This window comes from Glutamicibacter sp. BW80, assembly GCF_002332385.1.
GTDB lineage: Bacteria > Actinomycetota > Actinomycetes > Actinomycetales > Micrococcaceae > Glutamicibacter.
Genome location: NZ_NRGV01000030.1, coordinates 237,808 through 255,950, shown reverse-complemented (window position 1 = coordinate 255,950; position 18,143 = coordinate 237,808). Strand labels below are relative to the sequence as shown.

The 18,143-nt window shown below is 58.4% G+C and carries 19 protein-coding genes and 1 tRNA gene; 9 read left to right on the top strand and 11 right to left on the bottom strand.

All coding sequences use genetic code 11. The features are described 5' to 3' along the window. The first annotated feature begins 77 nt into the window (after positions 1 to 77). The gene (locus CIK76_RS07875; protein WP_096285128.1) at positions 78 to 1,055 is read left to right on the top strand and encodes a heme o synthase; all 978 of its coding nucleotides are present in this window, start codon (positions 78 to 80) and stop codon (positions 1,053 to 1,055) included. A gap of 383 nt (positions 1,056 to 1,438) precedes the next feature. Here the strand turns inward: CIK76_RS07875 and CIK76_RS07870 are convergent, their stop codons facing one another. From CIK76_RS07870 to CIK76_RS07860, 3 genes are read right to left on the bottom strand one after another with little or no spacing between them, the layout of a single operon-like run. After that, entirely contained in the window at positions 1,439 to 2,446 is a 1,008-nt protein-coding gene (locus tag CIK76_RS07870; RefSeq protein ID WP_255248394.1) for a COX15/CtaA family protein, read from the bottom strand. Positions 2,447 to 2,474: 28 nt separating this feature from the next. Next, on the bottom strand, positions 2,475 to 3,236 hold the full coding sequence (locus CIK76_RS07865; RefSeq protein WP_096285124.1) for an ABC transporter permease: 762 nt from the start codon (positions 3,234 to 3,236) through the stop codon (positions 2,475 to 2,477). Next, positions 3,233 to 4,189 (bottom strand): ABC transporter ATP-binding protein, encoded by a 957-nt coding sequence (locus CIK76_RS07860; protein WP_096285122.1) that lies wholly within the window; start codon positions 4,187 to 4,189, stop codon positions 3,233 to 3,235. The genes CIK76_RS07865 and CIK76_RS07860 overlap by 4 nt, the downstream gene beginning before the upstream one ends. Before the next feature lie 188 nt (positions 4,190 to 4,377). Here CIK76_RS07860 and CIK76_RS07855 point away from each other — a divergent pair, with 188 nt between their 5' ends. The 5 genes from CIK76_RS07855 to CIK76_RS07835 are packed head-to-tail and all read left to right on the top strand — an operon-like array spanning position 4,378 to position 9,067. Then, positions 4,378 to 5,163, top strand: coding sequence for a metalloregulator ArsR/SmtB family transcription factor (locus tag CIK76_RS07855; protein WP_096285120.1), 786 nt, complete (start codon positions 4,378 to 4,380; stop codon positions 5,161 to 5,163). Continuing rightward, entirely contained in the window at positions 5,160 to 6,620 is a 1,461-nt protein-coding gene (gene sufB, locus CIK76_RS07850; protein ID WP_096285118.1) for a Fe-S cluster assembly protein SufB, read from the top strand. Before CIK76_RS07855 ends, sufB begins: the two co-directional genes overlap by 4 nt. A gap of 2 nt (positions 6,621 to 6,622) precedes the next feature. Continuing rightward, positions 6,623 to 7,903: a Fe-S cluster assembly protein SufD gene (gene sufD / locus CIK76_RS07845; protein WP_096285116.1), complete on the top strand. Its 1,281-nt coding sequence runs from the start codon at positions 6,623 to 6,625 to the stop codon at positions 7,901 to 7,903. A gap of 47 nt (positions 7,904 to 7,950) precedes the next feature. After that, a complete protein-coding gene (gene sufC, locus CIK76_RS07840; RefSeq protein WP_096285114.1) occupies positions 7,951 to 8,709 on the top strand; it encodes a Fe-S cluster assembly ATPase SufC in 759 nt (252 codons plus the stop codon). A gap of 13 nt (positions 8,710 to 8,722) precedes the next feature. Next, on the top strand, positions 8,723 to 9,067 hold the full coding sequence (locus CIK76_RS07835) for a metal-sulfur cluster assembly factor (RefSeq protein ID WP_096285112.1): 345 nt from the start codon (positions 8,723 to 8,725) through the stop codon (positions 9,065 to 9,067). A gap of 109 nt (positions 9,068 to 9,176) precedes the next feature. Here the strand turns inward: CIK76_RS07835 and CIK76_RS07830 are convergent, their stop codons facing one another. The 6 genes from CIK76_RS07830 to CIK76_RS07805 all read right to left on the bottom strand — a co-directional run bounded on the left by CIK76_RS07830 (position 9,177) and on the right by CIK76_RS07805 (position 14,607). Then, entirely contained in the window at positions 9,177 to 10,349 is a 1,173-nt protein-coding gene (locus CIK76_RS07830; RefSeq protein ID WP_217990359.1) for a thiolase family protein, read from the bottom strand. Continuing rightward, positions 10,346 to 11,815: a class I adenylate-forming enzyme family protein gene (locus CIK76_RS07825; RefSeq protein ID WP_096285108.1), complete on the bottom strand. Its 1,470-nt coding sequence runs from the start codon at positions 11,813 to 11,815 to the stop codon at positions 10,346 to 10,348. The genes CIK76_RS07830 and CIK76_RS07825 overlap by 4 nt, the downstream gene beginning before the upstream one ends. Before the next feature lie 4 nt (positions 11,816 to 11,819). Next, positions 11,820 to 12,395, bottom strand: coding sequence for a biotin transporter BioY (locus CIK76_RS07820; protein ID WP_096285106.1), 576 nt, complete (start codon positions 12,393 to 12,395; stop codon positions 11,820 to 11,822). A 43-nt stretch (positions 12,396 to 12,438) separates the two neighbouring features. Then, a complete protein-coding gene (locus CIK76_RS07815) occupies positions 12,439 to 13,044 on the bottom strand; it encodes an energy-coupling factor transporter transmembrane component T (RefSeq protein ID WP_096285104.1) in 606 nt (201 codons plus the stop codon). Beyond that, the gene (locus tag CIK76_RS07810) at positions 13,041 to 13,730 is read right to left on the bottom strand and encodes an ABC transporter ATP-binding protein (RefSeq protein ID WP_096285102.1); all 690 of its coding nucleotides are present in this window, start codon (positions 13,728 to 13,730) and stop codon (positions 13,041 to 13,043) included. The genes CIK76_RS07815 and CIK76_RS07810 overlap by 4 nt, the downstream gene beginning before the upstream one ends. Positions 13,731 to 13,878: 148 nt before the next feature. Continuing rightward, positions 13,879 to 14,607 carry a LysE family translocator gene (locus CIK76_RS07805; RefSeq protein WP_096285100.1) on the bottom strand — a complete coding sequence of 243 codons (729 nt, stop codon included), beginning with the start codon at positions 14,605 to 14,607 and terminating at the stop codon, positions 13,879 to 13,881. Positions 14,608 to 14,761: 154 nt separating this feature from the next. Between CIK76_RS07805 and CIK76_RS07800 the strand changes: the two genes are divergently transcribed. Beyond that, positions 14,762 to 15,208 carry an Lrp/AsnC family transcriptional regulator gene (locus tag CIK76_RS07800; protein ID WP_096285098.1) on the top strand — a complete coding sequence of 149 codons (447 nt, stop codon included), beginning with the start codon at positions 14,762 to 14,764 and terminating at the stop codon, positions 15,206 to 15,208. Here the strand turns inward: CIK76_RS07800 and CIK76_RS07795 are convergent. Next, entirely contained in the window at positions 15,205 to 16,122 is a 918-nt protein-coding gene (locus CIK76_RS07795) for an MFS transporter (protein WP_176484131.1), read from the bottom strand. The genes CIK76_RS07800 and CIK76_RS07795 overlap by 4 nt on opposite strands. A gap of 61 nt (positions 16,123 to 16,183) precedes the next feature. Here CIK76_RS07795 and CIK76_RS19345 point away from each other — a divergent pair, with 61 nt between their 5' ends. Continuing rightward, on the top strand, positions 16,184 to 16,453 hold the full coding sequence (locus CIK76_RS19345) for a hypothetical protein (protein ID WP_176484130.1): 270 nt from the start codon (positions 16,184 to 16,186) through the stop codon (positions 16,451 to 16,453). Between the two features lie 542 nt (positions 16,454 to 16,995). On the opposite strand, the gene CIK76_RS07790 is transcribed toward CIK76_RS19345, so the two are convergent. Continuing rightward, positions 16,996 to 17,072, bottom strand: a tRNA-Arg gene (locus CIK76_RS07790). 278 nt (positions 17,073 to 17,350) lie between these two features. On the opposite strand from CIK76_RS07790, the gene CIK76_RS07785 reads away from it, so the two are divergent. After that, positions 17,351 to 18,118, top strand: coding sequence for a CPBP family intramembrane glutamic endopeptidase (locus tag CIK76_RS07785; RefSeq protein WP_217990358.1), 768 nt, complete (start codon positions 17,351 to 17,353; stop codon positions 18,116 to 18,118). Positions 18,119 to 18,143: the final 25 nt, after the last annotated feature.

The following is an 18,143-nucleotide window of genomic DNA, read 5'->3' as shown; positions in this document are numbered from 1 at the left end:
CAACTACCGTCCGAGTTCTATTCGTCGTAGAATAAGTGGTGTCTGTCTTGTACCCGTGTAGAACTGAGTGCGTTTAATTGAAGACTCTTAGCGTCGCCGGATCGTTAGTACCGCGCTCATCGCGCCAACCTGACGAAAATGCTGGGGATTTTGCCAAGCGCAAGGCCCGTGCCTATCTGGCGCTCACCAAGCCTCGCGTCGTAGAGCTGCTCCTGGTGAGCACCTTGCCGACAATGATCTTCGCAGAGCGCGGTTTCCCCGCCGTCTGGTTGATGGTTGCTACCATTCTTGGCGGTGCCATGGCCGCCGGCGCGGCAAGCGCATTCAACTGCTACCTCGATCGCGACATGGATAAGTTGATGAAGCGCACCAAGGGGCGGCCTTTGGTTACCGGTGACGTCACCCCGCGCGAGGCCCTGATCTTCTCTTGGGTCTTGGCGATCGCATCGCTCGTTGTCTTCTGGTTCGGCACCAATCCGCTGGCCACGGCCCTGGGACTTGCCGCGATCCTTCTCTACGTAGTTCTCTACACGATGATCCTCAAGCGCCGCACCTCGCAGAACATCGTCTGGGGCGGCATTGCCGGTTGCATGCCGGTCCTTATCGCCTGGGCGGCGGTCACCGAGACCGTGGAATGGCCGGCGATCATCCTATTCCTGGTGATTTTCCTTTGGACCCCGCCGCACTACTGGCCACTGTCCATGAAGTATGCAGATGATTACAACGCCGCCTCGGTGCCGATGCTTGGAGCGATCGCCAATGCCCGCCGTGTGTCGGTGCAGGTAGTTCTCTACGCCTGGGCCACGGTGGTCTGCTCCCTGCTGCTGCTGCCCATGGGATATGCGGGCATCGTTTACACCGCGATCGCCGGCGGGGCAGGCGTTTGGTTCGTCTACGAATCACATGTGCTCTACCGCGAGGCTCAGCGCGATCACAGCCCTGCTGAGATGAATCGCAAGGCCATGAAGGTCTTCCATATTTCGATCACTTACCTATCGATCGTGTTCTTGGCGCTGGCCATTGACCCGTTCGTCGGCAGCCCGCTGTTTGGCTAAGTAATACTCTGAAATCCCCGCTTCCATTGAGTTGGAGGCGGGGATTTTTGTCTCCTTGGACGGACTCGACCCGAGTGCCCCTGATCGAGTGCCCCTGATGCTGCTCCCGCAGGTGCTTGCCATCGGTGGAGCTCAACGGAGATTTCCGACTGGCCGCGCTCAATTACGCGGCGATTCATTCTACGGTGCGGCATTCGACGGAGGAATGCTCGTCGCCGCTCTGGTGGCTGTCCGGGGGACTGGTCCCTGCCTTCGGGCGCTATGTGCTGCTGCACTAGGGGCTGCTGGAGAGCCTGCTTCGCACAACATGCGCTAGCCCATATGGGAAGGCAAAAGGCTGGAAACCAAGTGGTTTCCAGCCTTTTGCCATGCCGAGTCCGTTGTTAGTGCTGCTCGACGCGCTCGCTCTTCGGCAGTCTGGCCGCACGATCCCACAGGTTCGTGGAGGCGACCATCAGCAGGCTCGCACCGAGCATGTGCAGAAGCACCAAGCCGATAGGTAGACCGGTGAAGTGCTGGATGTAACCCAGGGCCGCCTGCAAGGCAATAACGACGACCAGCCACCAGCTGGCTGCGCGGAGCTTGGCGTTGCCTCCGGTGCGGTAGGCCAGTACCAAGACGATCACCGTGGCAAGGACGAGCAGGTACACCGGGGCGGTGTGCATGCGCGTGACCAGCAAGGGGTCGAAGAGGTGCCGGGGAGCGGTGGCATCCCCGGCGTGCGGACCGGTTCCGGTTACGATCGTTCCCATGATGACGGCAAGCATCGACAGGACCCAAGCGGCGGTCGCGAATTGCCCAATGGTCTTCGTCGTTGGCGGGGTGATGTCATGTTTCAGCTCGCGGCGGGTTCGGTTGACCAGGATTGTGGCCAGGCACACCAGCGTGCCCGAGAGTATGAAGTGCAGGGAAACTACCCAGGGGTTCAGATCGGTCCAGACGGTAATGCCGCCGATCACGCCTTGAGCCGGAATGCCTGCCAGCAGCACCACTGCGAGCTTGAAGATCGAAGGGTGGCTCTTGCGCATATTCCAGATCGAAATCAAGAACGCCACCGCGATGGCAAGCAGGACAAAGGTCAGCAGGCGGTTCCCGAACTCGATCAGCCCGTGGTAACCCATTTCTGGAACCGGAGTCATCGACCCCGGGACGCAGTTAGGCCAGTGGGAGCAGCCGAGCCCGGACTTGGTCAGCCGCACCGCACCGCCGGTCACGATGATCCCGATCTGCGAAACCAAGGAGGCGATTGCCAGGCCGTGGACGATGCCGGTGACCTTCGGCGGCATAGTGCCTAGCCATGTATTGGCGGCAGCGACAATGATTCCGAAGAGGTCACCGATCTTGGCGAGCATCCTGGAAGCCCAGCTTCGTTTAGCTAGGTCTGAAGACATGGAAATCTCCCCTTCATTGGTGTTCTGGTTAGTTCCATTTGAATAGTTTGATGGCAGCAAATGAACCAGCTGCGGCCCAAAGCACCAAGAAGATCACGCTCGCGATGCTGAACCGGCCTTCTATGAGCGCCGAGCGCATCGCATCGCCGAGTGCGGCAGAGGGCAAGGCGTCCAGGGTCGGCTGGATCCAATGCGGCGCCATGCTCAGCGGGAAGAGCACCCCGCCCACTCCGGCGAGCAGGATCCACGCCAAATTCGTGATTGCCAATGTGGCTTCGGGGCGAACTGTGCCGGCAATCAACAGCCCCAGGGCGGTGAAGGCCGCTGCCCCGAGAAGCAAGAACAGGATCGCCGGAAGGATTCCAAACAGGTTTGGCTCCCATCCGAGCAGCAAGGCCACAAGGGTGATGAGGACTACCTGGATGGCCAGCACGGTGAGCACCGCAATGACCTTGCCGAAGATTAATCCGGTCTTTCCCAGGGGAGTAGTGGAGAACATCCGCAGCACGCCATAGCGGCGGTCGAAGCCAGTTCCAATGCCCTGGCCAGTGAAGGCCGTGGAGATCACGCACAGGGCCAATACGCCGGGGACGGCTGCATCGATGCTGCGCGGGGCAACGCCTTCGAGCAAATCGGTAAAGGTGAGACCGAACAAGGCGATAATAGGCAGCACCACCGCGAGTACCAGTTGCTCGCCATTGCTGAGCATCATGATCGTTTCGTATTTGCCCTGGAGCGCGATGCGCTTGGGCGTGGAAACCGCGTTGGATTTGGCGGCTGTCTGGCTCATGCCGGTTCCTCCTTTTGCGCGAATTCCAGAAAAACATCTTCGAGGCTGCGTGCCTGCAGATTCATATGCTTAGGCAGGATTCCCTCGCGTGCCCACCAGCTGGTGAGCCAGTGCAGATGCTCCGCGGCGCTCACTCCGGTCAGGTGGTACTCGCCGGGTGCCGTTTCGCTCAAGTGCAGGCCTGCCGGCGGGTGCGGTAGCGCGAGGCCAGGTGCCGCCCCAAAGCTCACCGGGCGGGTCTCATGTTCGGCGGCGGCCAGTGTCGTCAATTCGGCGACGGTGCCCTGCGCAACGGTGCGGCCCTTGTCGATGATGTACACGTAATCACTGAGGCGTTGCGCGTCATCCATCAGATGGGTGGTGAGCACGATCGCCTTGCCGGCGTCGCGCTGTTCGCTGATCAGGTCGAAAACTACTTGGCGCGACTGCGGGTCCAGTCCCGCGCTTGGCTCGTCCAAGAACAGGACCTCCGGGTCCCCGGCCAGCGCCAGGGCCAGGGCGATGCGTTGTTTTTGGCCGCCGGAAAGCCGGCGGATGGTGCGGCTGCCGAAGGATTCGAGATCTAGACGCGTTATCAGCGCGTTAATATCTATTGGGTTCTTGTACATGGCCGCGACATGGCGCAGCAAGGGAACCGGGCGCATCGAGGGTGGCAGCCCGCCGTCCTGCAGCATGACGCCGACACGCGAGCGGAGGTCTGGATTGTCCCCGTAGGGATCCTGGCCGAGCAATTGCACCGTTCCGCTTTCCGGGCGCATAAGCCCCTGGGCGCAGGCGAGGGTCGTTGATTTGCCGGCGCCATTGGAGCCGAGAAGCGTGGTGACCTGCCCGGGGAAGGCTTTGAGGGAGACGGAATCCAGGACCCTGAGCATGCGATTATTCAGCGCAGGAACCGGTCCCAGATCCTTGCTCAGCTCATTGATGATGAGGCTGGGAGTAACTGAAGACACCACAGCATTCTACGTCATGTCGAAGTCAAGGGCCCTGAGTCCTTTGTCACGAAGACTCGAATTAGGTTTGCGTGCGGAGGATGATGGTTGTAGCGGAAGAGAAAATCCGCGAGATTCACAAGGTGACAAGCTCTACCTTAGTAAGTCCTTCCTTACTAGACGTACGCTGAAAATATAGGCATGCTTATGTTGTGTATTCATCTAATTCAGACACAGCTAGTACCACAACTGGCACTACGGTTGACGCGGTTGGGGATACTGAGGAGCGCACGCGAGACCGAGTTCTGAACGCAGTCCTTGAAGATGGACCGGTTAGTGCGGCCGAGCTTGGCACCAAGCTCGGGTTCACGCCCGCGGCGGTTCGGCGTCACCTCGATGCCTTGTCCAAAACCGGACTGGTAGAGGTGAAGCTGGTAGCCAACCAGAAGTCGGGCGCAGGCCGTCCGTCCCGTCGGTACGTACTTTCGCACCGGGGACAGGCGAAACTGGGCAATGACTACCTGGATATCGCCACCCAGGCACTTAAAGTGCTGGGGGACGCGGCGGGAGAAGATGCGATTCGCAAATTCGCCCAGGACCGCTTCGCGACGATGGAAAGCCGCTATGCGAAAGCATTAGACGGTGTTGAAGGGCTGGAGGAACGGGCGGCGAAGCTCAGCGAATTGCTTAGCTCCGACGGCTTCGTTGGCTACACCCGCAAGGTTGAAGCGAAGGTTTCAACAGCACTAATGCGCAGCGTTCAGCTGTGCCAGGGGCACTGCCCCATACAAGATTTGGCACGCGAGTTTCCGGTGTTTTGCGACATGGAAACTGAAATGTTTGCCCGTCTGGTCGGTGTCGACGTGAGAAGGCTGTCGACGCTGGCCGGCGGTGGACATGTGTGCACGACCCACATCCCTGTGGGTCGCGGAAAGGCGCCAATACGCGCTGAGAAGAGAACTCGAATTAAGTTCACGAAGCAGGAGAGGCCGCGATGACGGATCAGATTGCACAGGAGTCTGCCGACCCAGGTGTAATTTCCGATATTCTGGAGAAGAACCCCGAACTCCACGGAATCGGTAATTACGAATACGGCTGGTCAGACAAGAACGACGCGGGTGCGAATGCACGTCGCGGCGTTGACGCCGATGTTGTAGCCAACATTTCCAACCTCAAGTCAGAACCTGAGTGGATGTTGGAGCTGCGCCAGAAGGGCTTGAAGTACTTCGACCGCAAGCCAATGCCTACCTGGGGTCCAGACCTCTCGGGCATCGACTTCGACAACATCAAGTACTTCGTTCGCTCGACCGAGAAGCAGGCCACCACGTGGGAGGACCTGCCCGAAGACATCAAGAACACCTACGACAAGCTGGGCATTCCAGAGGCTGAAAAGCAGCGTCTGGTTTCCGGCGTAGCCGCTCAGTACGAGTCCGAGGTTGTCTACCACCAGCTGCGTGAAGACCTCGAAGCCCAGGGCGTCATCTTCCTCGACACGGATACCGCGTTGAAGGAACACGAAGACATCTTCAAGGAGTACTTCGGCTCGGTCATCCCGGCGGGCGATAACAAGTTCGCTTCGTTGAACACCGCGACCTGGTCCGGTGGCTCGTTCGTCTACGTCCCCAAGGGCGTACACGTGGAGATCCCGCTGCAGGCCTACTTCCGTATCAACACGGAAAACATGGGTCAGTTCGAGCGCACCTTGATCATCGCCGACGAGGACTCCTACGTCCACTACATCGAGGGCTGCACCGCGCCGATCTACCAGTCGGACTCGCTGCACTCGGCAGTCGTGGAAATCATCGTGAAGAAGGGCGCCCGCGTCCGCTACACGACGATCCAGAACTGGTCGAACAACGTGTACAACCTGGTGACCAAGCGTGCCGTCTGCGAAGAGGGCGCCACCATGGAGTGGGTCGATGGCAACATCGGTTCCAAGGTCACCATGAAGTACCCGGCTGTCTACCTGGTCGGCGAGCACGCCAAGGGCGAGACCCTGTCCATCGCCTTCGCCGGCGAAGGCCAGCACCAGGACACCGGTTCGAAGATGGTTCACATCGCTCCGAACACCTCCAGCTCCATTGTCGCCAAGTCGGTGGCCCGTAACGGTGGCCGCTCCGCTTACCGCGGTCTGGTTCAGGTTCGCGAGGGTGCCAAGGGCACCAAGAACTCGGTCGTGTGTGACGCGCTGCTGGTTGACCAGATTTCGCGTTCGGACACCTACCCATACATCGACGTCCGCGAGGATGACGTGACCATGGGCCACGAGGCAACGGTTTCCCGTGTTTCCGAAGAACAGTTGTTCTACCTGCAGTCCCGCGGCCTGGCCGAGGACGAAGCAATGGCGATGATCGTGCGTGGCTTCGTTGAGCCAATCGCCCGTGAACTTCCAATGGAATACGCGCTGGAACTGAACCGCCTTATTGAACTCCAGATGGAAGGATCGGTCGGCTAAGAATGTCCGAGACCACTACTCAGATTCCCGATGAGAAGGCGCGCATTGGCGCCCCCTCCATCCCGGGCTTCACAGAAGAGGGCGAAAACCTTTCGCCATTGAACGACAGCGCCACCTCCCCACTTGCCGGCGACTCGGCCAAGAGCCACAGCCACGGCGGCGGCGAAGGTGTGACGGATTCTTCACGTGCCGGTCGTTTGACCAGCTTCAACGTCGAGGATTTCCCGAAGCTGACCGGACGCGAAGAAGACTGGCGCTTCACCCCGCTCAAGCGCATCGGTGGCCTGCACACCGCTGAACTGACCGGCAAGGCACCGAAGGTTGAACTGACCGGTTCCGAAAACGTCTCGCTGCGCACCGTCGCGGCAGACGACGCGATCCGCGGCAACGCCTTCACCCCTGATGACCGCGTGTCGGCCAACAGCTGGAAGTACTCCAACGGCGCACAGGTGCTCACCATCCCGGCTAACGCCGAAGATGTGAAGAGCGTCCTGCGCATCACCGGTGAGTCGCTGGATCCAGCGGCTCAGCACTTGATCATCGTGGCAGAGGAGAACTCCGAAGCCATGGTCGTTATCGACCACGTAGGCTCGGCAGTGCTGGCGCAGAACATCGAATTCGATGTGCGCCAGGGCGCTCGTCTGCGCGTTGTCTCGCTGCAGGCTTGGGAATCGGATGCAATCCACGCTTCCTCGCAGCAGGCCTCGGTGGCCAAGGACGCAACCTTCAAGCACATCGTGGTCACCTTCGGTGGCGACCTGGTGCGCGTGAACCCTTCGGCTCGTTTTGCCGGAGAGCACGCCGAGATCGAGCTCTACGGCCTGTACTTCGCCGACGCCGGTCAGCACTTGGAGCACCGCTTGTTCGTCGACCACGCGGTACCGAACTGCAAGTCGAACGTGCTGTACAAGGGTGCCTTGCAGGGTAAGAACGCGCACACCGTCTGGGTTGGCGACGTGCTGATCCGGAAGGCTGCCGTGGGAACCGATTCCTACGAGGCGAACCGCAACCTGGTGCTCACCGACGGCACCCGTGCCGACTCGGTGCCTAACTTGGAAATCGAGACCGGCCTGATCGACGGTGCCGGACACGCTTCCACCACCGGACGCTTCGACGACGAGCACCTGTTCTACCTGATGGCTCGCGGTATCGATGAGAAGACCGCACGCCGCTTGGTGGTTCGTGGCTTCCTGAACGAAATCGTCCAGCAGATCGGTGATGAGCAGCTCCAGGAGCGCCTGACCGACACCATCGAAGAAGAATTGGCAACCACTACCCTCTAGGTAGTGCCGGTTCTACCAGCCTTTTAGATATAGAAACGGAACGACGTATGTCTACTCTGGAAATCAAAGACCTGCACGTCTCGATCGACACCGAGCAGGGTGAGAAGGAAATTCTCAAGGGTGTTTCGCTGACCATCAACACCAACGAAACCCACGCAATCATGGGCCCCAACGGCTCGGGCAAGTCCACCTTGGCCTCGACCATCGCCGGCCACCCACGTTACAAGGTCACCTCGGGTTCGATTACCCTTGATGGCGTCGACGTGCTGGAGATGAGCGTTGACGAGCGCGCCAAGGCCGGTCTGTTCCTGGCCATGCAGTACCCAGTCGAGGTCCCCGGCGTGACCATGACCAACTTCTTGCGTACCGCCAAGACCGCAATCGACGGCGAAGCTCCGAAGCTGCGTACCTGGACCAAGGACGTCAAGGAAGCCATGGCGAAGCTGAAGATCGATGCGGACTTCGCTGGCCGTAACGTCAACGAAGGCTTCTCCGGCGGCGAGAAGAAGCGCGTCGAAATCCTGCAGATGGAACTGTTCAAGCCTAAGTTCGCCATCTTGGACGAGACCGACTCGGGCCTCGACGTTGACGCGTTGAAGACCGTGTCCGAGGGCGTCAACCGCGCTCAGGATGATAACCAGATGGGCACCTTGCTGATCACCCACTACACTCGCATCCTGCGCTACATCAAGCCAGACCACGTGCACGTGTTTGTTGACGGTCGCATCGCTGAGCAGGGTGGCCCGGAACTTGCAGATCGTTTGGAAGACGAAGGCTACGACCGCTTCCTCAACGTCAAGGCCTAGTAAGGTAAATTCCATGAGTGAATCAACCGAACAGAGCACGGGAGCCGCTACGACTCCGTTGGAAGACGTAGAGGAGGCGCTCAAGGACGTCATTGACCCGGAACTCGGTGTTAATATCGTCGACTTGGGCCTGCTTTACGGTCTGAAGTACGCGGAAGACGGCGCACTTATTCTCGACATGACCCTGACCACCGCGGCTTGCCCGCTCACCGATATTATCGAGGAGCAGGTCGCCCAAGCGATGGAAAGCGTTGTCGACGAGCATCGTTTGAATTGGGTCTGGATGCCGCCTTGGGGTCCGGAACGCATTACCGACGATGGTCGCGACCAGATGCGAGCCCTTGGGTTCAACATCTAAGTTGTAGAGCCAAAAGGCACCTTTCGAATCTNNAGATTCGAAAGGTGCCTTTTCTTAATCCGCTTGTTGAATCTGCGCTGGTTGTAGCCCCGTCCCTGGCCCGATGGTTTTAGTCGGGCTGTGTGTACACCGATTCAAAAGCCATCGCCGTACCGGTGCCACCGGCGGCGGCCATGAGGGCCAGACAGAGTTCATCGCCGCGTGCGGTGGCCCGTGCCTGCCAAAAGAGCCGGGTGGCCAGCAAAGCCCCGCTGGCACCGTAGGGGTGTCCCAAGGCAAGCGCGCCGCCATCACGGTTAACCGTTGAGGCGCCAATTCCTAGCTCTGCAAGGCAAGCCAAGGCCTGGACGGCGAACGCCTCATTGAACTCGATGAGTTCCGCCTTGCCTAGCCGGTCGACGCCGAGCAGCTGCGCAAGCTTTTGATACGCGGGCACCGCTGCCATGCCAAGGATTTGTGGGTCGCAGGCCCCGGTGCCGGTTCCTAGATATCTCAGGGCAAACCGTGCGTCAAGTCGTGCATAATGCTCTGCATCGACAACCAACACCGCTGCGGCCCCATCATTTATAGGGCATGAATTGCCTGCCGTCACGGTACCGCCGGGAACGAACGCGGGACGCAAGGAGGCTAGTTTCTTGGCCGACAATCCCTCGCGTGGGCAGGTATCGGATTGGACCACTCCCGAAGGAGTGCCAATCGGCACGATTTCCTGGTTGAAGCGTCCGGCTTGCTGCGCTTGCACCGCGCGTTGGTGACTGCGTAGGGCAAACTCGTCCTGGGCGGTGCGGGAGATCTGGAACTGTGCGGCGATGTTCTCCGCGGCCACACCCATTTCCGGGTCGGCTTGCGGGTGCGGGGTAAAACGGGCGCGCGAATAGATCCGTGGCGGAGAAGCGGGATCCCCATTCTTCTCCATTCGCCAAGGTGCGGTGGATACCGATTCGACACCACCAGCGATCACCGCCCGTGCCTCGCCGCAGCGCACCATTCTGGCTGCCGCTGCGATTGCCTCCAACGCGCTCGCGCATTGGGCATCGAGGGTAGTCGCCGGCACGGAGTCAGGCAGCCGAGAAACCTGCGTTGCGACGCGCGCAATGTTTCCGCCGGGTCCTGCCGCGTTTCCCGCGAAGACGTGGTCCACGTCAGCGGGGGAGATTCCAGTGTCCTCCAACAAGGCGTCAAAGACCTTGCCCAGTAGTTGGTCGGCTCCGAGACGAGCGAATTCCTTATTTGAGCGCACCACTGGCGTGCGCCTGGCGGCTATGATCAAGGCTTCATTCATCGCAAGCGCAGCTTTCTCAGTCCGGATGTTGTTGGTGCTGGAAGAGTTTGAATATCGCATTTGCCGCTGGCGGTCAGTGGCCAAGAAGGCAAAAACACTACGTCGTGGGGAATCTTGTAAACGGGCAGAATCTCGCGGAGTACCTGCAAGACCGAAGATGGATCGGGCAGTGGCTGGTGAAGAGCAAGTTGCACATAGGCGGTCAGCACCGTCTTGCCGTGGGCCAGGCGGTGCGCCAGAACGAGCGACTGCCTCAAGCCTGCCGCTTCGAGCGCTCTGGTGATCTCCGCAGGATAGACGTTGTTTCCATTGATGTTCATCATCTCGCCGCCGCGGCCAAGGATTTGAATACGTTGACCGGGTAGCAAGCGGGCAATATCTCCGATTCCGGTCGCTTCCTCGCAGCGTTCTAGCTGGCCCGAGCCCTGCGGGTCATAACCGATGGCGTTGAAGGCACTTCGAATCATGAGCCGACCTGTCCCGTCGGTGCCATTCTGTGCATGCAAATGTGCCCGGACTCCGTCGAAGAGCGTCCCAATGAAAGGGCTCTCCTCGGCTTCTTCAAGGCTGCGCTGGCGGTAGGCAATCAGGCTGTGCTCGCTGCTGCCGAAGTATTCGATGCAATCTACGTCTTTCGAGAGCTGTAGGATCTGCTGGGCCAGATCCAGGCTCAGGGCTTCGCCGCCGGTGACCACGTGACGCAGCCCGGAGAGCCGCTGGAGTGGAATCTGCTGGAGCAGCAACCGCACGAGCGAAGGAACTGCAACCAGTCGGTTACAGCTGGTTGACTGCAATAGTCGCCGAACGTGCCCGGCCTGCCAACGTCCCGGTGCCACTAGGGTGCCGCCGAGCGCGACCGATTCAACCAGCGCATATAGGCCGAGGCCATGAGCGAGCGGACCGGGAACAAGCGTTGTGGAATCTTCGCTGGCCCCGAGAATCCCCGCGCACCGGCTGATGGACTGCTCCCATGAATGGCGGGTGCGAACAACTGCCTTGGGGCTGCCGGTGGATCCGGAGGTGAAGATGAGCAAAAGCTCGGAGTCGGAGCCGGCCTGTGTGGCCAGGTCCGCAAGCGCATGGCTGGGATCCGATACCTTGCGCACGCCTAGAGCCGTGTGGCCAAGCTCTGTCACCGACGCTTCACCGGGCTGATCCGTTAGGACCTTCGGAGACCCGAATTGCGTGAGCGTGGTCTTCAGCTTTTCGGCAGGCCAGGTCGGATCGAGAATCATGGCGCTCACCCCGGCGAGCAGACAAGCATGGAATCCTATGGCCAATGCGACTGGATCCGAGCAGTAGAGTCCTACGCGACGGCCAATGCGTGGATCCCGCTGCAATGCCTGAGCCAAATCGTGGCTCGAGGCGTACAGGGTTGCGTAATCGATTACCTGGGAAATGCTGATTACGGCCGGGTGATCTGGACGAGTGAGCGCGTGATGCTGCAGCTGGCTGGCGAGATTCATGGATCTAGCGCATGAGTCCCCGGTAGCTGCGGTGAACGGTGACGGCCACGAGCGTGGCGACCACTGCCTTGATCAGATCCCCGGGGATGAACGCCAGGGAACCGAGCGCAGAGGTGCCAAGGTCAAGGCCGGTCACCACGGAAGTCCAGGGAATTCCGAAGAGGTAGATGATGCCTATTCCACCCAACAGTATGGAAAGCAGTCCGGTCACGATGCGCGTGCCCTGGCTTTTCTGGCGAAGCACCCAGTACTTGAACAATACGCCAATGACCAAGGAGCCAAAGATCCAGCCGAGCAGGTAGCCGCCGGTTGGGCCGAGTAGGACCGCGAGTCCGCCGCGGCCGCCTGCTAGGAGCGGTAATCCTGCCAGGGCAAGGACAACCACAACCAGGCTGGAGAGCATGCCTCTGATGGGGCCGAGCAGCGCGCCTGCCAGCATGACGCCTAAGGTCTGCAAGGTGATGGGCACCGGAACGATGCCAATCACGATTGGGGGAACAAGTCCCATGGCTGCGATCATCGCAGCAAAAATAGCTACGTAGACGGTATTTCGGGTTTGCGAAGAAGTGGCAGTTGCCATAGTTGGGTCCTAACGAATGATGCTGCGAGAGCTGATGGCGAGGTTATTTGAGTTTGTCGGCAGAGTCGTACCCACGAGCTTCCAGTGCTTCGGCGGTGTCGTCGGCAATTCGCAGTGAGCGAATCACCAGCGGGACCGCCACAGCCAAAGGATTGTTGGCCAGCCCGCGCGCATGCTGTGCCTCGCGTACTTCTAGATAAACTCGCTTGAGCTCTGGAATGAAGCGAATGGCTAGAGATAGCCCCAAGGAAATTTGGGCCGGGTTAGCGCCCACATAACGCAGGGGAGAGGCCACCTGCTGAAAGAGTTCCAGCATGGCGTCGAAGGTTGTGGTCAGGCTGACGGCGTAGGCGAACATGCACATGGTGAGCAATCGAAGCACGGACACCCAAGCGTTTTCCCAGTTGGTCTGCATGCCCAGCGAAATAAAGACAAAGCTGAGGATCAGCAACAAGGTGATCAAGGCGGTGCGCAATTGCTGAAATTTCACTCGCGCGCTGAACAGCAGCAGGAGGCTGCCAATGAGCAGCACGACAAGCGCTTGCCAACTTGGGATCAGGTACAACCCGATGCTGATAGCCAAGAGCGCGCCAAACTTTAGTCCGGCAGGAAGCTTTGCCAGGTAGGAGGTATTGTGTGCCGCGATCATACGTGGCTCCACTGCCGGTAGTGAGCGATGGCGTCCGCTGGAAGGCCGTCAAATGCAATGGTTCCGTCGGTGACGACCAGTACGCGATCGAAATCTTCGAGCAGTTCCAGATCGTGCGTGATCACGATCGCGCGCTGTGGAAGCTGCGCAATTTCTCCTTGGAATCGTAGCCGGTTGCGCAGATCGAGCATGGTCGTTGGCTCGTCGAAGACGATCGTGCGTGGCTGCATTGCAATCACGGCGGCCAGCGCGACCATCTGCTGCTCGCCCCCTGAAAGGGTATGGCTTTCCCGGTCCGCTAGATGCTTGATGTTCAACTCGTCTAGGGTTTGCGCGACCCGGACCTTGCGGTCGGCCTTTGACAGCCCTAGGTTCTTCAGGCCGAACGCAATATCATCAGCCACCAGCGGCATGATGATTTGGTTTGCAGGGTTTTGGAAGACGAAACCTACATCGCGGCGTATCTGTTTTGCATGCTTGGAGGTATTCAAATCGCCTACATGCACCGTGCCGTAGGTGGGAACAACGAGAGCGTTGAGCAATCGGGACAGGGTGCTTTTCCCGGCGCCGTTGGCGCCGATGATTCCGATGCGACGTTCGTTGAGCGTCAGATTAATATCAGCTAAGACCGTCCGGTCCTCGAAGCTGACGGTGACATGCTCAAGTTGGATCTCTGGTAGTTCCACAATGCTCCATCGCGACGTACTTGTTCGCCCAGTAAATCACCAGTGGCTAGTTGGCGGTAGGGCTGCGTTCTTCGTGGTCGATTGAACCACTGAGAAAGGAGCATACTTGATCACTGTTCAATTGTCTTGATCGGTGTTCAAGAAATTTCTAGAAGCCGAGGAACTGCTCGTAGATAAGCACTAGTGAGAGACCGATCATGATGATTCCTGAACATGCAGTCACTATCCGTGCGGCCAGTGGACGTGAGCGTAATAAAAGACGCGAGGCGAAGGCAATCGAGAAATACACAAGGACTGAAACGGCGAAGTGCGTGAGCCCCAGGGCTCCGGTCTGCAGCGATAGCGGCCAGGCGGCAGAATGGTCAATGAATTGGGGGATGAGCGCAAGGTAGAGAAGCAAAGCCTTCGGGTTGGTGCTGCTGGTGAGCAGGCCCTTGAAAAACGCGCCGCGCCATGGGCCGGCAGTTTTCAGCAGCGGACGGCTTTCGGTAAGCACGGCGGCAGCCGCGAATGGAAGCTCCGTGGGATCGCTTGAAGAACTCACCGGAGTCATGGACGCGGAAGGTGTAGCTGATGAGCCGCTATAAAATTTCGCGGATCTCCAACTCGCGAGGGTGATGATGCCAAGCCACAAAAGGTAAAGGGATCCGGCCATGGTGAGCCACAACAAGAGTTGCGGCGAGCTAGCCACAAGTGCCGCCACACCGCAGACCAGTAGCACGGTATGAAACAGATATCCGGTGAGGAGCCCCCAAACCGCTGCGCAATACCCCTTGGGCCCAATGGCAGAAGAGATGATATACGCCCAATCGGCACCCGGAGTGCAGGCAAGCGTAACGGAGACAAGGAGGAATCCGGTTAGTTGAGCGATATCCAAGGTGTCTCCTCGTGGTTCTTGCAGTACTAGGGCAAGCGTAGGAAATATTCATCGAAAAGTGTTTGCCGATTTTGCTTGAAATGACGAAATTTGAGCGCAATTTATTCGAGATAGCCGCGCTTAGCGCAATTATTTTGCGTAGTATGCTGGCGCTATGGATAAGTTGGATCGTGCGATTATCGCTGAGCTGCAATTGGACGGCCGGATGAGTGCAACCGCCTTGGCGAACAAGGTGGGACTATCGGTGGCGCCATGCCACCGTCGCATTCGCGAACTCGAACGCACGGGGGTTATCGCCGGATATCAAGCCGTTGTCACCCCTGAGCGCGTAGGGCTGGCCTTCGAAGCGTTGGTGTTCGTGACACTGAAAGACCGAACCCAACTCAAGGCCTTTGAGGCGGCTGTAGAGAAGGACGAACTCATCGTCGAAGCGCAGCGCTTGTTTGGCGAACCGGATTTCCTGCTTCGTGTGTACGCCAAAGACCTGACGCATTATCAGCACTTATACGATGACGTGCTAGTCGAGCTGCCAGGAGTAGAAAAACTAAATAGCACGATCGTGATGCGAAATATCAAAGAGCGGGCGATCCTGCCGGTCTAATGGTTGACTTCAACCGCGTTGCCGGACTGCGCGGCGCGAGGTGTAATGAGTAACGAAATCACCAAAATACCCGCAATGATCCATAGCGCCTGCGGTAAGCCGGTGACATCCGCTACGAATCCGATTACCGGAGGTCCGCTGAGCATCGCACCGTAACCGAAAGCGCTGATCACGCTCACGGCTCGTGGGCCGAGGTGATCGCTACGTGAGGCAGCGATCGACATGCCAACAGGGAAGCCAAGGGCACTTCCAAGACCCCAAAGTACGGCGCCCGCTCCTAGGGTTGCAGTGTTTTCGCCCAGGATGAATAGCACGATCCCGATTAGGCCGATCATTCCCATGATCATCAGCGAGCACTTGGTGCCGATGCGGTCCACGATCGGCCCACCGGCGAACCGGCCTATCGTCATGGCTCCGGCGAACAGGGTGAACATCAAGGCACCGGTTGGGTGGTCCAAACCATGGCCGTCAACCGAGGCCACTGCCAGCCAGTCATTGGCCGCCCCCTCGGCGAAGCTCAGTCCAGCCACCATAAGTCCGAGCAAGAGCAATAAGCCCCGGTGGGAGCGTGCTCCCGAAACCTTCAGCTGGGTGCTTTCTCGTGGACGGGAGTAGTTGTAGTTCCAATCCCTGAATCCAGTCTGCGCTACTAGTGCCAATGCAATGATCACGACGGCGACCAGAATAAAGTGCCATGCCGTAGTGATGCCCAAGCTGAGGGTGGTCGTCGCGATTCCTGCGCCAAGCAAGGAGCCAAGGCTGAAGTAGCCATGCAGGGAAGGCATGATGCTCTTACCAAGTTTTCGTTCAACCTTGGCCCCATTGACATTCATGGTGATGTCAAGGCAACCAAAAACCAGCCCATTGGTGAAAAGCACGACGAATGCTAAGACCTCGCTGTGCAGTATCGACACGGACATTCCTAGCCCGACAAGTATTAGGGCAAGGATTATCGGCAACACCAAGAGCAAGTTCTTGGCCGAGATTCTTCGGCTCAGTGCCGGTGCAAACGTGATGCCGGCCAGTGTTCCGGCGGTCATGCAAAAGAGGAAAGCCCCGAGCCGAGAGCCAGAAAAATCAAAGATCATGGCGAAGATCGAAAGTCGGCCCGCCCAGGAGGCAAAGGATAAACCAGCAATCAAAAAGATCAGGTTAACGCTTAAGCGTTCGCCGAATACCGGCTTTGCTCGAGCGGGGGCGATGAGCGCCATTTACCGGTTCCTCCTGATTTGTACAGCACCTTGAGTTTATCCCAGTTTCAAAAAAGTTGAAACTAAAATCTATGCGATTCCGAGTACTGCTAGCGCACTTTTAGGGGGCTCCGATGAAACTCTAAGTATCGGATACTTTTAGTCCCGGTGTTCGGCTAGCCGGAGTTCGTTCTAAGCCGCTGAGCATGAGGATTTCTATCGGCAATAAAGCGATTGGCGAAGCGCCACGAAGGCGCCATGCAAGCGATGCGGCCTGGGGCAGGGGTGAAACTAGGAGTTTTCGAATCAAATTGTTGCGGGACTGCCAGTGACGATCCACGGGCAGGAGTGCAATCTCGGCGGGCAAGCGCATTAGCCCTGAAGCGACATGATGTGATCGCGAACGTGGTGGACTGTTGCAGGCCTGAATCCTGGTCTGAGGAATACTTCATTTGGTGATGCGCAAATCTGAAAAGATGCCATGGCTTGGGGCTGAAAAACAAAACTATGGTCAAAGCCCGCTAAGGCGGCCTCTTTCTCGATTCGAAAAGAAAAACCGCCGCTCACTTGTTTTACCAAGAGAGCGACGGTTTAATTTGGTACCCCCGGCCGGATTCGAACCGGCGACCTAGAGATTAGAAGGCTCTTGCTCTATCCAGCTGAGCTACGGAGGCGTAACCGAAAATTAGTTTAGCCCATTGACAAGCAAGATCTCTAACCGGAGACGCTAGTGTTGTAGTAGGACCGCTTTGTTGGGCGTTGAGTAGGGAATCTTTGTATGCAGCGATGGAGAATTGGCGGTCTGAAAAGCATCGCCTGTTATACGGCCATAAGTTTAGGGCTCGCGTGGCTCGTCGCTTTGCCGTTGTGGCAAGGCTCGGGCCTTCATCATCCGCAATTCATGTGGATCGCCATGGGTATGATGCTGACGCCCGCTGTCGCTGCCCTGTGTATGAGCTTGCTTCAACGTCGCGGAAAACAATTCTTGAAGGAATCCGGACTGCTTCCGCTTGGCAAGCCCACGCGATTTCTGCTCGCAGTGCTGCTTGCCTACCTATTGCCGATCGTCCTGATAGTTCAGGCGCCAATCATTGGAACGTGGCTAGGGGTCTTCCCCGGAGACTTGAACCAGTTCATGGTCTTGAACTTCGTGGCGGGGACCGACGGACCCGGCAGATATTTGCTTGGCCAGGCAGGAATCATCCTCGTTGCCGGATTAATGAACCTCATTCCTGCCCTGGGTGAAGAGATCGGTTGGCGTGGATGGCTATGGCCAAAACTGCAGCCAATAGGGCAGGTGCCCGCAATTTTGATTTCAGGTGTTATTTGGGGTATCTGGCATGCTCCATTGATCTTATTGGGATACAACTACCCATTCGCCAAGGGCGCGTGGGGCCTTGCCGCGATGTGCGGAATGTGCATCGTTGTAGGGGCATTTTTTGCCTGGCTGCGCACGTTCAGTGGCTCCGTCTGGCCTGCCGCATTTGCTCATGGCGTCTTCAATGCCAGCGTGGGGTTGGTATCGCTGTTCATGATGATGGGGTCAATGCTTGATTCGACCAAGGCCTCAATCCTGGGCTGGTCGGGTTGGATCTTGCCTGGGGCGGTGATTTTGGTGATGGTGCTATTCGGAGCCTTCCGGGCAAGAACCGATCCAAGTTATCCACAGAATGAGCTGAAGAGTACTGGATCCAATGGGCAGGGGCTCAGCATGGACTGAAGCCCGGGGCCGCTCCCGGGGCAGG